This window comes from Rhodococcus sp. 05-2255-1e (assembly GCF_002259025.1).
Lineage (GTDB): Bacteria > Actinomycetota > Actinomycetes > Mycobacteriales > Mycobacteriaceae > Rhodococcoides > Rhodococcoides fascians.
In genome coordinates, this window is record NZ_NOZE01000010.1 from 1 (window position 1) to 16,387 (window position 16,387).

The 16,387-nt window shown below is 65.7% G+C and carries 15 protein-coding genes; 8 read left to right on the plus strand and 7 right to left on the minus strand.

What is annotated here, in order from left to right; translation table 11 throughout:
• From CH262_RS07990 to CH262_RS08000, 3 genes are all read left to right on the plus strand, one after another.
• A partial coding sequence (locus CH262_RS07990) for an MBL fold metallo-hydrolase (protein WP_143547084.1) occupies window positions 1-310 on the plus strand: 310 nt, incomplete at its 5' end.
• Window positions 311-455: 145 nt separating this feature from the next.
• Window positions 456-1,130, plus strand: a complete 675-nt coding sequence (locus tag CH262_RS07995) for a DUF5642 family protein (protein ID WP_371828541.1) — start codon at window positions 456-458, stop codon at window positions 1,128-1,130.
• A 169-nt stretch (window positions 1,131-1,299) separates the two neighbouring features.
• Window positions 1,300-2,415, plus strand: a complete 1,116-nt coding sequence (locus tag CH262_RS08000; protein WP_094717403.1) for a DUF4192 domain-containing protein — start codon at window positions 1,300-1,302, stop codon at window positions 2,413-2,415.
• Between the two features lie 12 nt (window positions 2,416-2,427).
• Here the strand turns inward: CH262_RS08000 and galE are convergent, their stop codons facing one another.
• Window positions 2,428-3,408 (minus strand): UDP-glucose 4-epimerase GalE, encoded by a 981-nt coding sequence (galE, locus tag CH262_RS08005; protein WP_032387297.1) that lies wholly within the window; start codon window positions 3,406-3,408, stop codon window positions 2,428-2,430.
• Window positions 3,409-3,454: 46 nt separating this feature from the next.
• Window positions 3,455-4,141, minus strand: coding sequence for a metal-dependent transcriptional regulator (locus CH262_RS08010; protein ID WP_027496875.1), 687 nt, complete (start codon window positions 4,139-4,141; stop codon window positions 3,455-3,457).
• Between the two features lie 185 nt (window positions 4,142-4,326).
• On the opposite strand from CH262_RS08010, the gene CH262_RS08015 reads away from it, so the two are divergent.
• Complete coding sequence (locus CH262_RS08015; protein ID WP_051365138.1) at window positions 4,327-5,595, plus strand: acetoin utilization protein AcuC; 1,269 nt, start codon at window positions 4,327-4,329, stop codon at window positions 5,593-5,595.
• Window positions 5,596-5,659: 64 nt separating this feature from the next.
• Entirely contained in the window at window positions 5,660-8,317 is a 2,658-nt protein-coding gene (locus tag CH262_RS08020; RefSeq protein WP_027496877.1) for a bifunctional acetate--CoA ligase family protein/GNAT family N-acetyltransferase, read from the plus strand.
• 138 nt (window positions 8,318-8,455) lie between these two features.
• Here the strand turns inward: CH262_RS08020 and CH262_RS08025 are convergent, their stop codons facing one another.
• The 3 genes from CH262_RS08025 to CH262_RS08035 all read right to left on the minus strand — a co-directional run bounded on the left by CH262_RS08025 (window position 8,456) and on the right by CH262_RS08035 (window position 11,492).
• Entirely contained in the window at window positions 8,456-9,427 is a 972-nt protein-coding gene (locus CH262_RS08025) for a sigma-70 family RNA polymerase sigma factor (RefSeq protein ID WP_027496878.1), read from the minus strand.
• A 169-nt stretch (window positions 9,428-9,596) separates the two neighbouring features.
• Window positions 9,597-11,078, minus strand: a complete 1,482-nt coding sequence (locus CH262_RS08030; RefSeq protein WP_094717525.1) for a N5-glutamine methyltransferase family protein — start codon at window positions 11,076-11,078, stop codon at window positions 9,597-9,599.
• Window positions 11,079-11,123: 45 nt separating this feature from the next.
• Entirely contained in the window at window positions 11,124-11,492 is a 369-nt protein-coding gene (locus CH262_RS08035; RefSeq protein ID WP_027496880.1) for a DUF3099 domain-containing protein, read from the minus strand.
• 91 nt (window positions 11,493-11,583) lie between these two features.
• Here CH262_RS08035 and CH262_RS08040 point away from each other — a divergent pair, with 91 nt between their 5' ends.
• Window positions 11,584-11,820 carry a DUF3039 domain-containing protein gene (locus CH262_RS08040; protein WP_027496881.1) on the plus strand — a complete coding sequence of 79 codons (237 nt, stop codon included), beginning with the start codon at window positions 11,584-11,586 and terminating at the stop codon, window positions 11,818-11,820.
• A 38-nt stretch (window positions 11,821-11,858) separates the two neighbouring features.
• On the opposite strand, the gene CH262_RS08045 is transcribed toward CH262_RS08040, so the two are convergent.
• Entirely contained in the window at window positions 11,859-12,923 is a 1,065-nt protein-coding gene (locus tag CH262_RS08045; protein ID WP_045841788.1) for a YihY/virulence factor BrkB family protein, read from the minus strand.
• Between the two features lie 191 nt (window positions 12,924-13,114).
• Here CH262_RS08045 and CH262_RS08050 point away from each other — a divergent pair, with 191 nt between their 5' ends.
• Window positions 13,115-14,854: a DEAD/DEAH box helicase gene (locus CH262_RS08050; protein WP_032370441.1), complete on the plus strand. Its 1,740-nt coding sequence runs from the start codon at window positions 13,115-13,117 to the stop codon at window positions 14,852-14,854.
• A 148-nt stretch (window positions 14,855-15,002) separates the two neighbouring features.
• Here the strand turns inward: CH262_RS08050 and CH262_RS08055 are convergent, their stop codons facing one another.
• On the minus strand, window positions 15,003-15,197 hold the full coding sequence (locus CH262_RS08055; RefSeq protein WP_027496884.1) for a DUF7455 domain-containing protein: 195 nt from the start codon (window positions 15,195-15,197) through the stop codon (window positions 15,003-15,005).
• Between the two features lie 233 nt (window positions 15,198-15,430).
• Here CH262_RS08055 and CH262_RS08060 point away from each other — a divergent pair, with 233 nt between their 5' ends.
• The gene (locus CH262_RS08060) at window positions 15,431-16,360 is read left to right on the plus strand and encodes an EamA family transporter (RefSeq protein WP_094717404.1); all 930 of its coding nucleotides are present in this window, start codon (window positions 15,431-15,433) and stop codon (window positions 16,358-16,360) included.
• The last annotated feature ends 27 nt before the right edge of the window (window positions 16,361-16,387 follow it).

Genomic DNA, 16,387 nt, shown 5'->3' on the forward strand with positions numbered 1-16,387 from the left:
CGAGGACGGTCAGCGGATCACCGTCGCGGGGACGGAGATCGTGGCGTTGCATACTCCCGGTCATTCGCCGGGGTCGAGTTGTCTGTATCTGCCCGAGGCCGGTCAGTTGTTCTCGGGGGACACGTTGTTCTCCGGTGGGCCCGGGGCGACGGGTCGGTCGTATTCGGATTTCCCGACGATCATCGGCTCGATTCGGGATCGGTTGTTCGCGTTGCCTGCCGAGACCCGGGTCAACACCGGGCACGGAGACGGAACGAGTATCGGGGACGAGTCCCCGCACCTGGAGGAATGGATCGCCCGCGGGAACTGACACCGACGACACTGCCGTAGCTCGCCTGCCGCGTTCGAGGTAGGTGGAATGAGACAGTGGTGGGGACGCCGAAGCGCTCGCTGCGGCGTCCCCACGAACTCGAAGAGGACTTCACGTGAGCCGCGCCGCACAGACCCGCCTGACCATCGCAGCCACGTCGGCGGCGATCGGAGCATTCGTGCTGGTGGGGTGCAGCTCCACCGTCACCGGAACAGCCGAGCCCACTGCCGGTGGCACCACCGCATCGCAGCCCGGCACGGACCTGAACACACTGCTCATCGACCCGGCGAGCTTCCCGGCCCCGTACGACCCGTTGGTTTTGCCCCAGCAGGCCATCTCGCAGGCCGCTCCCGATCTCAGCGGAATACCGGCCGGCGCCGAGGTCAGCCCGGCGGGGTGCAAACCCGCGGACCAGGACTTCGGCCCGACCGGTACGGCGATGATCGTCGGCACCGACAACGACAGTCGATCCACGATCTCCATCGAACTGACCGCTGTCGACCAGCCGCTCTCGGCGCGCAAAGAGCAGCTCGAACAGTGCGGCGAAGTGACCGCAACCAAGTCCGGTGCCACCTCCACGGTCACGTCCACGCTGACACCCGCACCGCCGATAGACGCTGACGACACACTCGCCGTGCGACAGACCGTCTCGTCGGGCACCGGCGGGGATGCCGTCACCCAGTCGATGTTGACCCTGATGGCGCAGGTCGACGGCGTGCGGATCTCGGCGACATTCATGTCCTTCGGGTCCGCCACACCCGATGCAATGACGTTGGACGAGCTGTTCACGGCCGCGGTGCAGAAGGTGAACCAGAGCTGACGTTCTCCTGCCGGAGTGGCGGCCTCTCTAGCAGAGCGGACCGACACGGTCCGCTCGGCGGAGGCGGGTGGACGCCGTTTCATCCACAGATAGTCCGGCATGCACAGGGTGCTGCTCGGCCCCTGGTCGAGCCGGTAAGGCGTCACGGAGCCTCGTAAGACTTCGAGGCATGTACACACCGACGAACTCCCACGACCCCTTCTCCAGTCGACACCGCGTACGGATCGGTGACGCGAGCGAACTGTTGGCCGCGATCCCGGCGATGCTCGGCTTCGATCCCCATCGATCGATGGTGCTGATCGCGCTCGAGGACGGCGGCACCAGCATCGGCCCGACGATGCGGCACGACCTCGTGCTGGCCGGCGAACACACCGATCGACGTGCGGGTAGCGACACTCGCGCCACGCCGGACATGCTCGACGTCATCGACTACCTGGCGGGCTACTGCGCATTCGAGAACATCGTCTCGGTGATCGCTGTGTTCGTCGACGACAGGCTCGGCCGCAACGAGCGAACGCACTACACACTCGACGTTCAGGATCTGGTGAACGAGCTCGAGGTCACCCTCCCGACGTTCGGTGTGCGGCTCGAAGCCGCCTTCGCAACCTCGGCCATTGCCGATGCCGCGCACTGGTGGTCGCTACAGGGCCCACGGCAGCACGGTCGTATCGCCGATCCGGCGGCATCGCCGCTGACGGTGGCCAGAGTGCTGGACGGCTATCCGGTACGACGCTCGAGAGACGAGCTCGCCGAATTCATCGCACCCGGCCCGGTCGAGACGGTGCAGGCAGTCGCCGCCGAGATGGCAAAGTTTCGGCGCAGCGGTGCATTGTCGCTGACCGACCACCTGACGGCGGTGTTGTCCTACCTCGCGCGGTCTCCCTACGACTCCGAGCTCGAGACGACCGACTTCGCGCGGGTCGCCGTCGCGATCGGGCATGTGCAGGTCCGTGACGCGATGCTGGCACTGACTCTCGGTGAGGATGCAGATGTCGTCGAGGAATTCTGGGCGCACCTCGTCCGTGTGGTTCCGAACCGCGAAAGAGCAATAGCAGCAACACTTCTCGCGTTCAGTGCCTACGTGCGAGGAGACGGACCGATGGCCCGAATCGCGATCGATGCGGCCCTGAAGGCAGACAGCTCCCACAGTTTGGCGTCGCTGTTGGACCGGTCGCTCGGTGTCGGTGCCAGTCCTGCCCTGGTTCGCGAAGTCGCCGAGAGTGGGTTCGCCTGTGCGCGAGCCTGTGGCATTCGGCTACCGGGCGACCCGTTCGGTCGACGCTGATCTGGAATCTGCTCAGCGAGCCGCGTGAGAACGGTCGCCGAGCTGCTGCAGAAAGTCCCACGCATCGGACACGATGCGATCGAGATCGGTCAACTCCGGCGTCCAGTGCAGTTCCTCGACGGCACGGGCGCTCGATGCAATCAGCACGGCCGGATCACCGAGCCTGCGAGGCGCATGTTCGACGGCAATGGGCAGTCCGGTGACGCGCTTGCACGACGAGATGACCTCGTCGACGGAGAATCCCGTTCCGCTGCCGAGGTTGTAGATGGAGTGCCGACCGGGTTGGGCGGCATCGACGGCGAGGATGTGCGCTTCGGCGAGATCGGCGACGTGGATGTAATCGCGGACGGCTGTGCCGTCGGGAGTGGGCCAGTCCGTGCCGAACACCGAGATCTTCTCTCGCTGACCGAGGGCGACCTGTAATACGAGGGGGATGAGATGGGTCTCGACGACGCGGTTCTCACCGAAACCCTTGTATGCGCCGGCCACGTTGAAGTACCTCAGACTGGTAGCGGCGAGGCCGTAGGCCGCTGCATACGAGGTGATGGCGTGGTCGATCGCGAGTTTGGTCGCACCGTACGGGTTGGTGGGACGGGTGGGGTCGTCCTCGGTGATGGGAGTCTTCTCGGGCTCGCCGTAGGTGGCCGCGGTGGAGGAGAACACCAACTTGGGGGTGCCGGAGGACCGGATCGCGTCCAGAAGAGCCAGGGACGTCACTACGTTCCCACTCCAGTACTTGTCCGGCGACACAACCGACTCGCCCACCAACGACTGCGCTGCGAAATGCAGAACTGCATCGAAGTCGCCGCCCGTCAATACTTCCGCCGCGACGTCTTTGATGTCACCCTCGACGAAGGTGGCCCCGGCGGGAACGGCATCCCGATTACCGGTGGACAGGTTGTCCACGACGACGACCTCATGGCCGCGTTCGTCGAGTACCGCCGCGCACACACTGCCGACGTACCCTGCACCACCGGTAACGAGAAGCTTCACTGTTCGATCTCCCTCACACGCGGCAGAGGCCGTCCGTGGGAAGAGATCAGACCTTCTTCACCTGAACGGCATGCGCCATTTCGTCGGATATGTCGACACCACTGTGTCCTGGCACCGTGATCGTCACCGACCCGGGCTTGGCTTCGACTGTAACCCGGGCATCGGGAACCACGCCCGCCTCGCGTAGCTGAGCGATGACCTCGGGGTCGGACTGAACGTGCTCGGCCAAGCGGCGGACGACGACCGCCGTAGGCTCGCCGAGCGGGACGTCGGTGAGACGAATGAGAGCCTCCGGTGCCAGTGTCGTCTGACCCAGACCCAGCTCCGCCAGACCAGGGATCGGATTACCGTAGGGCGAGGTCGTCGGGTTGTTCAGCACGGTGACCAACCGGCGCTCGACCTCCTCGCTCATCACGTGTTCCCAACGGCACGCCTCGGCGTGCACATCTTCCCAGCGCAGTCCGATGATGTCGACGAGCAGACGCTCCGCGAGACGGTGCTTGCGCATGACCGCGACGGCCAAGCTGCGGCCCTTCTCGGTCAGCTCCAGATGCCGGTCGCCGGCGACGGACAGAAGACCGTCGCGCTCCATTCGGGCGACGGTCTGACTGACGGTGGGACCACTCTGCTCCAGCCGCTCGGCGATCCGCGCGCGGAGCGGGATGACGCCTTCTTCTTCCAAATCGTAGATCGTCCGGAGGTACATCTCCGTGGTGTCGACCAGATCCTTCACACTCAACCCCTTCGTCGGGTTCGATCCTACCGTCAGCGGCTCTGAATCGGCGCTGCACCCGATGGCGGCGGGCGCGGCGCATCACAACCCCGGAAGCCGCTCGCCGTGGCGAGTCACAACCGGGTACCGAAGACAACACCGGAACCCGGCAACACCATCCCGCGCGGCAACGTAGTTTTGTCCGTATGTCTGATCAGGCGACACGCGCCGCCGTATCCATTCCGAACCGTCCCGAGGACATCGTCGTGTGGAGCGCGGACTATCTCGGTTACCGGTGGAGCGACGACCATCCGATGAACCCGACGCGGCTCGATCTGACGATGGCCCTCGCCACCGATCTCGGTGTGTTGGCGGGCGTGGAGCTCGTCGAACCGTCGGCGGCACCGGACTCGGAGCTGCTGCGTTTTCATACCAGCGCGTACATCGAGGCCGTCAAGCGCGCGCCGTCGCAGGGTCCGGCCCTGCGAGACCCCGACGACGTCGTCCACGGTCTCGGTTCCGACGACAACCCGGTGTTCGAGCACATGCACGAAGCCAGCGCGATGCTGACCGGCGGCTCCTTGGCGGCCGCGCGTGAGATCGCGTCGGGGCGGGCCAGGAGAGCCGTGAGCATCGGCGGTGGAATGCACCACGCGATGGCCGATTGGGCCTCGGGCTTCTGCGTCTACAACGACGCCGCCATTGCCATTTCGTGGTTGCTGGACAACGGGTTCGATCGCATCGCCTACATCGACGTCGACGCACACCACGGCGACGGCGTCCAAGCAGCGTTTCTCGGTGATCCTCGGGTTCTGACGGTCTCGTTGCACCAGCACCCGGCAACACTGTGGCCGAACACCGGATGGTCGACGGAGGTAGGAACCGAACGCGGAGAGGGTTCCTCGATCAACGTCCCACTGCTGCCCGGAACCGCAGATCGGCTCTGGCTGCGCGCTTTCCACGCGATCGTTCCGGGCGCGATCGGAGCGTTCCGGCCGCAGATCATCGTCAGTCAGTGCGGCGTCGACAGTCACCGCGAGGATCCGCTCGCAGACCTTGCGCTCACCGTCGACGGGCAGAACGCGGCCTTCCTGGCGATGCGCGACCTTGCGGACCGATACTCGGAGGGTCGGTGGTTGGCCGTCGGGGGAGGCGGGTACGGCCTCGTTCGGGTGGTTCCACGGGCCTGGACTCACCTGATCGCCGCTGCCCTCGGCCGCAACATCGATCCGATGGCACCCCTACCCGACACCTGGCGCGAACGAGTGAGAACCATGGCACCGAGCGTGGATCTGCCCCAGACCATGGGCGACGGTGGGGATGTCGACTATCCCGCCTGGGACGGTCCCGGCGGATCGTTGGCCGGAACGGACGGCACCGACCGGGCACTCGAACGCGTCGACTCGGCCATCATCGCCACTCGTCGAGCAGTGTTTCCGCTGCTCGGACTCGATCCGGAGGACCCGCGTGACTGATTCCACCGGTACCGATCCGGCCGCCGAACAGGCCGCCGCGACAGACGAGAAGAGCAGCAAGGAACTGGCGCGAGAGCGCGCGGAAACAGAGTTTCCGCGGCACTGGGTCGCCGACGTTCTGACGTCGGACGGCGGCGTCGTGCACCTGCGGCCCATCGTGCCCTCGGACTCCGAGGCCATCGTGGCTTTTCACGGACGACTGTCGGAGCGCACCAGATACCTTAGGTACTTCGGCCCCTATCCGACGATGCCGCAGCGGGACGTTCTGAACTTCACCACTGTCGACCACCACGACCGTGTGGCCTTCGTTGCAGTACTGGGCGACGACATCATCGCGGTCGGCCGGTACGAGCGGCTACCCGAGGGCGACGGCAACTCGGCCGAGGTTGCATTCGTCGTCGCCGACGCCCACCAGGGCCGCGGACTCGGACCCATCCTGCTCGAGCACCTCGCGGGTGCGGCCGCCGAGAACGGCGTCAACATGTTCGTCGCCGAGGTGTTGGCCGAGAACCGCAACATGGTCACCGTGTTCCGGGAGGCCGGATATCAGGTGAGCCGTTCCTTCGAGGGCGGCGTCCTGCGTCTGGAATTCGCCATCGATCCGAGCGAGGCGTTGCTGTCGGTGCGGAACTCTCGCGAGCGCGCAGCCGAGGCCCGTAGCGTTCGCAACGTACTCAGCCCTCGATCGGTCGCCGTCATCGGCGCATCGACCGACAGCTCCAAGGTGGGTAACGCGGTGCTGGCGAACTTGCTCGCCGGTAACTTCACGGGCCCGGTGTACCCCGTCAACGCCGACCACCGCTCGGTGCGCGGTGTCCGCGCGTACGCCACGGTGCACGACATCCCGGACCCGGTCGACCTTGCTATCGCGGCCGTTCCGGCCGATGCCATCGACGCGGTGCTCGACGACTGCCTGGACAAAGGTGTCAAAGCACTGCTCGTGGTGTCGGGTGGATTCGGCGAGACCGGGCCAGCGGGGCAGGAGAGCGAACGCAGACTGGTGCTCGCCGCTCGTGCCCACGGGATGCGGTTGATCGGGCCCAACGCGCTCGGCGTCGCGAACACCGACCCGGAGTTCGGGTTGAACGCCACATTGGCACCGCATCTGCCGACCCCGGGCAACGTCGGCTTCTTCTGTCAGTCCGGCGCGCTCGGCATCGCAATTCTCGACGAGGCAGCCAATCGCCGACTGGGTCTGTCGACGTTCGTCTCTGCCGGCAACCGAGCGGACGTCTCGGGCAACGACCTGTTGCAGTACTGGGACTCCGACCCGGCGACCGAGGTGATTCTGCTGTACCTGGAGAGCTTCGGCAATCCCCGCAAATTCACCCGAATCGCTCGACGGGTAGCGCGCAGCAAGCCGATCATCGCGGTCAAGAGCGGCCGCGGAGCCGTACCACCCGCACACGCCATCGGTGCCGACATCGACGATTCCATCGTCCGAGCGTTGTTCGCCCAAGCCGGAGTGATCCAGGTCGACACCATCTCCGAACTGTTCGACTGTGCAGTACTGTTCGGCAACCAACCCTTGCCGGCCGGCCCACGCGTGGCCGTCGTGGGCAACTCCACAGCCCTGGGAGTCCTGGCCGTGGACGCCGCTCGCGCCAAAGGCTTGCATGCCGATATCCCGACCGACGTCGGACCGCAGGCCGGTCCCGAGGATTTTGCCGCGGCCGTCTCGTCGGCACTGGCCGCCTCCGACATCGATGCAGTGATCGTCGTGTTCGTGCCCCCGGTCGCGGTCGAGGTCGAACCGTTCGCGACTGCGCTGGGCAATGCGGTCCGGGGATCCGACAAGCCGGTGCTGTCGACATTCCTCGCCACCGAAGGTATCCCGGATGTGTTGGCTGTACGCGGGCCCGGCGGGCACCCGGTTCGGGGCTCGGTTCCGTCGTATTCGAGCCCCGAACGAGCCGTGGCGGCACTCGCCGCCGCGTGGCGGTATTCGTCCTGGCGCTCGCGGCCGGTGTCGAATCTGGTTCGGCCCAAGAGCATCGACGGCGATCGCGCCAAGCAGCTGGTCCGGGATTGGCGTTCGGCAGGGGGCCAAGGGCGCTGGCTGTCGGATTTCGAGACTGCCGAACTGTTGGCCTGTTACGGCCTCGACGTCGTGGCGTTCCGCGCCGTCACCGACGAGAACGAGGCCGTCGCGGCGGCCGACGAACTGGGGTACCCGGTTGCCGTGAAGGCGACAGGGAAGCGGTGGCGGCACCGGCCCGATCTGGGCGGTGTCCGCTTGGACGTCGCCGACGCCTCGGCAGTCCGTGTGGCATACCGCAACCTGGCGGCCGAATCCGGAGAGCCGCTACTGCACGTCCAGCGCATGGCAGTCAAGGGAATCGGCTGCGTGGTGCGGGTTCAGGACGACCCGTCGTTCGGATCGCTCATCTCGTTCGGTCTGGCCGGAGTGATCTCGGATCTGTTGGGCGACCGTGCCTACCGTGTGCTGCCGTTGACCGAGGACGAAGCGGCACAGTTGATCGACGCGCCGAAGGCTGCCCCGCTGCTGTCGGGCTACCGAAACGCCGTGCCGGTCAACAAGAGTGCGCTGATCGACCTCGTCCAGCGCATATCTGCGCTGGCCGAGGACATTCCCGACATCCGTGAGATTTCTTGCGAACCGGTGCTGGCATCCGCCGACGGCGCATACATCACCGATGCGCGAGTACGAATCGGGCCCGAACCGACGAAGGCAGACCTGGGTCCCCGACGATTGCGTTGACGAGGACTGTGTCGCCGAAAACGAGAGAAGCGGCGACCGAGCCGACGTCCCGAGGGGAAAAGAACGTCGGTTCGGCCACCGCGTCGGATGGCGCGAACGGGAGTGGTCACCGTCGCTCCACCGGTCGGAGAACCGGAATCAGCTGGCGTACGAACGCAACTTCTCGGCGCGGTCACCCTGGCGAAGCTTGACCATCACCTCGCGCTCGATCTGACGCACGCGCTCGCGAGACAGTCCGAAGAGCTTGCCGATCTGATCGAGGGTGCGCGGCTGGCCGTCGTCCAAGCCGTAGCGCAGACGAATGACCTGCTGCTCACGTTCGTCGAGGGTGCCGAGCACGACGCGAACGTCGCTGTGCAGCAGCCCGGCGATGACGGCGTTCTCGGCGGACGTGGCTTCCGAGTCCTCGATGAAGTCACCCAGCGGCGCTTCCTCGTCGCTACCCACCGGCATGTCGAGGCTGACCGGATCCCGGCTGTGGTCGAGCAGATCCGCAATCTTCTCGACTGCGATGCCCGATTCACTCGACAGCTCTTCGTCGGTTGCCTCGCGTCCGAGCTGCTGATGCAGCTCCCGCTTGATCCGGGCGAGTTTGTTGACCTGCTCGACGAGGTGGACAGGGAGCCGAATCGTTCGGCTCTGATCTGCCATGCCGCGAGTGATGGCCTGACGGATCCACCACGTTGCGTAGGTCGAGAACTTGAAGCCCTTCGCGTAGTCGAACTTTTCCATGGCGCGAATCAGGCCCAGGTTGCCCTCCTGGATCAGGTCGAGCAACGGCATTCCGCGACCTGTGTAGCGCTTGGCGAGCGAGACGACCAACCGGAGGTTTGCTTCGAGCAGATGGCTGCGCGCCGCGCTTCCGTCCCGCACGATGATGGCCAGGTTGCGCTTCTTGACTGCGCTCAACCGTTTCGTGTTCTCGAGAACCTGCTTGGCGTACAGACCTGCCTCGATCCTCTTGGCCAGGTCGACCTCTTCTTCAGCCGTCAGCAACGCGGTGCGGCCGATGCCGTTGAGGTACACGCGAACGAGATCGGCTGCTGGGCTCTGGGCGTCCAGATCGGCATCGGTGGGCCGCGGACGAATCGTGGTGCTGGGGCTGGTCATGACTTGCCTCCTGGTCGGTGGTGTCTCACAGGTTCAACGCTCGGGACGCTCCGATAAGTTCCCACGCCGATCCTTGTGATACCCGCCTGACCAGGGAATACGGCGGGTCCGTCCTGAGAAGTTGCTGAGAACGTTCGCAGCGGGAACGGCAGCGCAGCCCCAGGTCCGTTCAGCGAGCCGGCAACACGAGTCCGTGCCGCACCAGACCCTGCATCAGCGTCACCGCATGCCCCGCCAGTTCGTCGGCATCCTCACCGTGCGCGGCGGCGAGCAGCTCGACCAGTTCGCCCACCGCGAGCCCATCCGGACGCAGGCCCGCCAGAAGCGCGGCACCGAGCTCGTCGACGTCGTGCTGCCACTGTGGTCCGTTTCCCCGGTGGACACGGATCGCCACTGGAGCCCAGCCCTCGTCGCCGGGAAGAAACACCCGTTCGAGCGCGGTGTTGGGGTCGAGAGTCAGTACCGAGTCGAGAATGTCGTTGTCACGGAGCCACTCGAGCCGAGAGAAATACTCGAGCGACTCGTTCCCGAGCGGGTCGGAGAACCCGTGCGTCAACTCCTCGGCGAGCAGATCCGTCGGAGAGTCCGTCTTGCGTAGATAGACGAACCCGAAACCGACGCCCTCGACACCCGCGGCGGCGAAATGATCGAGCCAGGACTGGGCCACCGCGGCCGCATCGGGGTCGCGCGGGTCCAGACCGCCGTCGCGCATCCAGGTGCCCACATACAGAGCGGGGTCTGCCACGTCACGCTCGACCACCCAGGCGTCGACGCCGTGGGCGGGAAGCCAGGACGCCACTCTCGTACGCCAGTCCTCGCCCTCGAGGTGCACCCACGACGCGAGGATGGCAGCAGTCCCACCGAGGGTGAGGTGCTCGGGTGCCTGGGCGATCATCAATGCGCTCGCACCGTCGAGGTCGAGGCCGGAATCGCGATACGAGTGCAGTACTTCGGCTCGTCCCACGACGAACGGGGGATTGGCGACGATCCGATCGAACGTACGTCCGGCCACCGGCTCGAACCACGAACCGTGCAGCAATTCGACGTCGAGACCGTTGAGGGCCGTCGTCGCTGCCGCCAGATCCATCGAACGCGGGCTGATGTCGGTCGCGGTCACCGTCGTTGCGTAGTCGCACGCGTGGACGGCTTGGACGCCGCATCCGGTCCCGACGTCGAGGACGGTGTCCACTGGCGAGGTCGGTGTACCGCGCAACAACGACAGCGACGCCTGGCCGACGCCGAGCACATGATCGGTGGCCGTGTCGGCGACGCGCATGCTGCCGTCGGGATCGGAGACGATCCACCGGGTTCCGTGCCCGGCGTCGAGGGGCCGGATGTCGAGCAGGGTGCGCACCGTGGATCCGGTACGAGTGAGAATGCCGGCCGAGATGGCTTCGGAGACGGTCAGCGGTGCGAGAGCGGCCGCGACCTCGGCCTCGGGGCAGTCGTCTACCAGCAGGAACAATCGCACCAGGACACCCAGATCTCCGCCGCCGAGGCTCGCGTTGCGGACCGGTACCGGTTCGCTGCGTCCCAGTGCGGCGTGGGCGTCGGAGCCCAGCAACGTCAGGACGCCGTCGGCGTCGTAACCCGCGCGATCGAAGGCATCACGGAGGGCAGCGGCGGCAGCGACCAGTGGGGACGGAGAAATCTGTGCGTTCACCGAGCAAGTGTCGCACCGCCTGTCGGCTTCCTGTCAGTCCTCGCCGGCTTCGATCACGCGGTGATTGCTCGATTCGATGGCCGGACTGTCGATGGTCCGGTAGTCGTACCGGCTCATTTCGTCCTTGGTACGCGGCGGCCGATCGTTCGCGATCAACACCGCCATCCATGGGAGCGGAATGGACAGACCGACGATCGCCATGGATATCCATGGGTTCATCCACATTCCGTATGCCAGTGCAGCGAGCACCAAGGCCGGTATGCGGAAGGACATGATGAACATGTACTTGCGGACACGCGCTTTGTGCTGCTCTTCCACCGACTGTTGCGCCTCGGTGATCAGGACGGGCCCATCCGGCGAGTCGCTGTACGCGCTTCCGTCGAACCCTGGGGTTCTCGTCATACCTCCACTGTGGCACTACCGCTCACAGATTGCATACGACGAGCTGTGCGACCGGTTCGAACACAGTGTGGCGACGGATTAATCTGTGTTCATGAGCACTCAGACGAAGGACCGTCCCGACATCGCTCCGGACGAAACCACCGACGATGACCGGCCGAAATTCTTCCATTACGTCAAGAAGAACAAGATCGCCGAAAGCGCCGTCATGGGTACCCATGTGGTAGCGCTGTGCGGCGAGGTGTTTCCGGTCACCAAGTCTGCAAAACCGGGCTCACCGGTGTGCCCGGACTGCAAGAAGGTCTACGAGGGCCTCAAGAAGGGCGAGTGACGGCTCACGTTCGACGGTGACTCCGCCGGGCCCGACCGTCACTGAGACGGTTCGGGCCGGTCGGATCGCTGCCGATCGCCGACCACTTTGATCGGGCCTGTGGCCAGACGCCGCGCTACCGCGGTCACCGGTCCCGACGGCTTGTCGTCCGCCGCTGCCTGCGCTGCGAGCCACTCACGCATTTGATCCATTCGGGTTGCTCTGGCCGGCCAGAACTCCTGGATCGTCGCGTTGAACTCGGCTCCGAGGACCACGGCGAAGCCGAGAAAGAACGTGAAGAGCAGAAACGCGATCGGAGTTGCCAGCGCACCGTAGGTGTAGCCGGTGCTGGTGACCCAGGTCAGGTACCGGCGGAGTACGGCGCTGGCAATCATGAAGAACACCCCGGCCAGCAGTGCTCCGCCGAGCAGACGATGCCAGGGCAGTGACGTGTGCAACGCCAGCTTGTACAACGTGGTCAGTCCGATGATCAGCAGCAAGCCGACGGCCGGGTAGTACAGGAAGTCGACGAGTTCGCTGCCGACGGTCAGCCACGAATCGGGCAGTATCTGCTGGACGTACACCGGTCCGAGTGCGACGAGCGGAAGCACGAACACCGCGATGATCAGGAAGCCGACGTACAGGAGCAGCGCGAAGAACCGCTGCCAGACGGGATTTCGAGCGTCGGCCTGTCCGTGTGCTTCGACGATGGAGTCCACGAACGTCGAGATCGCCGACGAGCCCGCCCACAGCGAGAGCAGAAAGCCGACCGAGACGATTTCGCCACTGCCCTGTGCGAGTACGTCTCGGACGGTCGGCGCGATGATCTGATCGACGACACTGCTGCTGAAGAGCGTGTTGCTGAAGGTGATGATCTTCGACTCGATGATGTCGACGGTGTTGGGGCCGAACCATCCTCCGACGAAACCGAGACTGCCCAGCACCCCGAGCAGAAGGGGCGGTAGCGACAGCGTCTGCCAGAAGGCGGCGGTCGCGGCCTTGCTGAAGATCGAATCGTCCCAGGCCTTGCCGAGCGTGCGCAGAGTCACTTTCCACACCGCACGTAGCGGGTTTCTCGCCGATAATCGCGGCGGCGTGGGAGTTGGGCCTGCAGACTCGCTCATGGTGCCTCCAGCATTCCTGACCGATGCCGACTTCGCCTAACGACCGACGCGCCGTGTCGCGTCCGACATCACCCCAGCGATGCGGGATCCGTCGGTACGGAGCGATAGGCTCCTCGGCGGACACTGCAGGGCTACCGAGAGCGCGAGGAATTTACATCGATGCCAGGAACCGGCGGCCAGTGAGCGCTGACATGTTCGATCCCACACCACCATCCACCGATCAGACGGCTGCGCCCGTCGCCGGCGGGGCACCGCTACGTGCCTGGCAGCGACGCGCGCTGACGAAGTATCTCGTCGCCTCGCCCAAGGATTTCCTGGCGGTGGCGACCCCGGGTGCAGGTAAGACCACGTTCGCCCTGCGCGTCGCCGCCGAACTGCTCGCGCACCGCACCGTCGATCAGGTGACGGTGGTGGCACCCACCGAGCACCTCAAGCATCAGTGGGCCGAGTCGGCGGCGCGGGTGGGCATCGCGTTGGACTCACGCTTCTCCAACTCGACCGGGCAGACCTCGAGTGACTACCACGGTGTGGTGGTGACCTACGCGCAGATCGCCTCGCATCCGTTCAAGCACCGAGTGCGCACGGAGGCCCGCAAGACTCTGGTGATCCTCGACGAGATCCACCACGGTGGTGACGCGAAGAGCTGGGGCGAGGGCATCCGTGAAGCGTTCGGCGACGCCACCCGACGCCTTGCGTTGACGGGTACTCCGTTCCGCAGCGACGACAGTCCCATTCCGTTCGTCAATTACGAACCGGATCAGGACGGCCTGATGCGGTCGAAGGCCGATCACGCGTACGGCTACTCCGACGCCCTCGCCGACGGAGTCGTTCGCCCGGTCGTCTTCCTCGCGTATTCCGGGGAGGCGCGGTGGCGGGACAGCGCAGGCGAGGAGTACACCGCTCGGTTGGGCGAGCCGCTGAATGCGGAGCAGACCGCACGGGCCTGGCGTACCGCCCTCGACCCGCAGGGCGACTGGATGCCTGCGGTGTTGTTGGCTGCGAACACACGATTGGCACAGTTGCGGTCGGGCGGTATGCCCGACGCAGGTGGTCTCGTGATCGCGACCGACCAGACGGTGGCGCGGGCCTACGCCAAGCTGATCGAGGTGATCACGGGGGAGACGCCGACCCTCGTCCTCTCCGACGACCCCACATCCTCGGCTCGTATCGCCGAGTTCGGCAAGAGTGATCAGCGGTGGATGGTTGCCGTTCGCATGGTGTCCGAGGGTGTCGACGTTCCGCGTCTCGCCGTCGGCGTCTACGCCACCAGTGCATCCACTCCGCTGTACTTCGCGCAGGCAATCGGCCGTTTCGTGCGATCACGCCGTAAGGGCGAGACGGCGAGCGTCTTCCTGCCGTCGGTACCGGTCCTGCTCGACCTCGCCTCACAGCTCGAGGCTCAGCGCGACCATATTCTGGGCAAGCCCCACCGCGAGAAGGACGGCTTCGACGACGAGCTGCTGGCCGACGCGAACAAGCAGAAAGACGAGCTGGGCGAGGAAGAGAAGGCGTACACCTCCCTCGGCGCGGATGCCGAGCTCGATCAGGTGATCTACGACGGGTCCTCGTTCGGGACCGCGACGTTCTCGGGCAGCGACGAAGAAGCCGACTATCTCGGGCTGCCCGGCCTGCTCGACGCGACGCAGATGCGCGACTTGCTTCGCCAGCGTCAGCAGGAGCAGATCGACAAACCCGCTCCGGGCCCGGCGATCCCCGCGCCTGCCGTCGTCAACGACAGGGCCACCAGTGCCGGCCAGTTGGCCGGCCTGAGGCGGGAATTGAACAGTTTGGTCGCGGTGTACCACCACCGGACGGGGAAGCCGCACGGCGTCATTCACGGCGATCTGCGTCGAATCTGCGGTGGCCCGCCGACGGCGATGGCATCGGCGGAGCAGCTGGGTGAGCGAATCGCGCAGTTGCGCAAGATGTAGCACCCGACGGTCGAGTGCTGCCGGCGGACTGTGCCGGTGACACGACAACGACGGACGGTCCAGAGACCGTCCGTCGTTGTGATCGTGCGTTGATGCAGTTGTATCGGTACAGCTGTGGCGAACTGGCGTCCCCCGACGAGTCGGTGGGTTACACCGTGGAGTCCGATTCGGTCATCACCGTTGCGTTCACTTCACGCAAGCGGGCTTCGTGCTCGGTGGCGTGGTGACCGCAGAAGAGAAGCTCTCCACCGGTCGAGAGCACGACACGCGCGCGAGCCCCTGCACCGCACCGGTCGCACCGGTCCGCTGCTGTCAATTGTGGGCTGGTCAATGTTCCGGGCATGACTCCTCCGTACTGGCTTGCGGGTATGTCCCGTTCGCCTGGGGCCGGTCCGCCGCGTCGGTATGGCGCGGTTCGTTCACTCTGTCAGACGTATGGCGGTCACGCGTTGTTCCCGAGCGCGTTTCTTTGTGTTGTCACTAACACGAAACATGTCCTACGAGCAGGAATGCCGTGGATCCTGTTCGCTGACAGCTGATACGGAATCGGACGGGTGGCGGCAGTAGGGTCCCGGTGTGGCTTCGACTTCTTCTTCGCTGTCCGGCGCTTCGAGGCTGGGTATCCCGTCGCTGTTCGTGATCGGTGCCGTATGCATGTACGTCGGTGCGGCCATCGGAGTGTTCCTGTTCGACACGGTGAACCCGGCTGCGGTGGCCTGGCTGCGGGGCTTCGGTGCCGCTGTCGTCCTGATTGCCTGGCGTAGGCCGTGGCGTCGACGCGGCGGTGCCGGATCCGTATGGACGGTACGACGCGCGGTGACCGCTGCCGCGTTCGGAGCGGCCACCATCGGCATGAACGTGATGTTCTACGAGGCCATCGCTCGGCTGCCCCTGGGTGCGGCGGTCGCCATCGAGTTTCTGGGCCCGATCGTCGTCGCAGCAGCAGGATCTCGGAAGCTCACCGATGCACTCGCGGTCGTTCTGGTGGTCGCCGGCGTTGCCGCCATCGCGTCGGCTCAGTTCGAGGGCGGCGAGGTGGGATTGATCGGAATCGCGTTCGCGCTCGGTTCGGCGGCTCTGTGGGCGGCGTACATCGTGCTGGGCAAGTCCGTGGCCGACGCCGGGCAGGGGCTCGACGACATGGCTGCCGGTTTCGGAATCGCATCGGTGGTTCTCGCCGTGCCGCTGTTCGCACCGTTCGCATTCGCGCACACCGACGTTCTGAGCGATTGGCGCATCTGGGTTCTGGGCCTGGGCGTCGGATTGCTGTCGAGCGTCGTTCCGTACGTTCTCGACCAGTACGTCCTGGTCCGAGTGGGTCGGGCTCGCTTCGCGTTGCTGTTGGCGTTGCTGCCCGTGACCGCGACTGTCGTCGGTGCCGTGGTGCTGACCCAGGTGCCGACGCTGCTCGAGTCCCTGGGAATCCTTGCCGTCATCGCCGCAGTGGTGCTCGGCGGCCTGCCGGGCCGAACGCGCGGTGGGGTACCCACGCTGCCCCCGCCCTGACTTCCAGGACACGGCTCGGGGACGCGC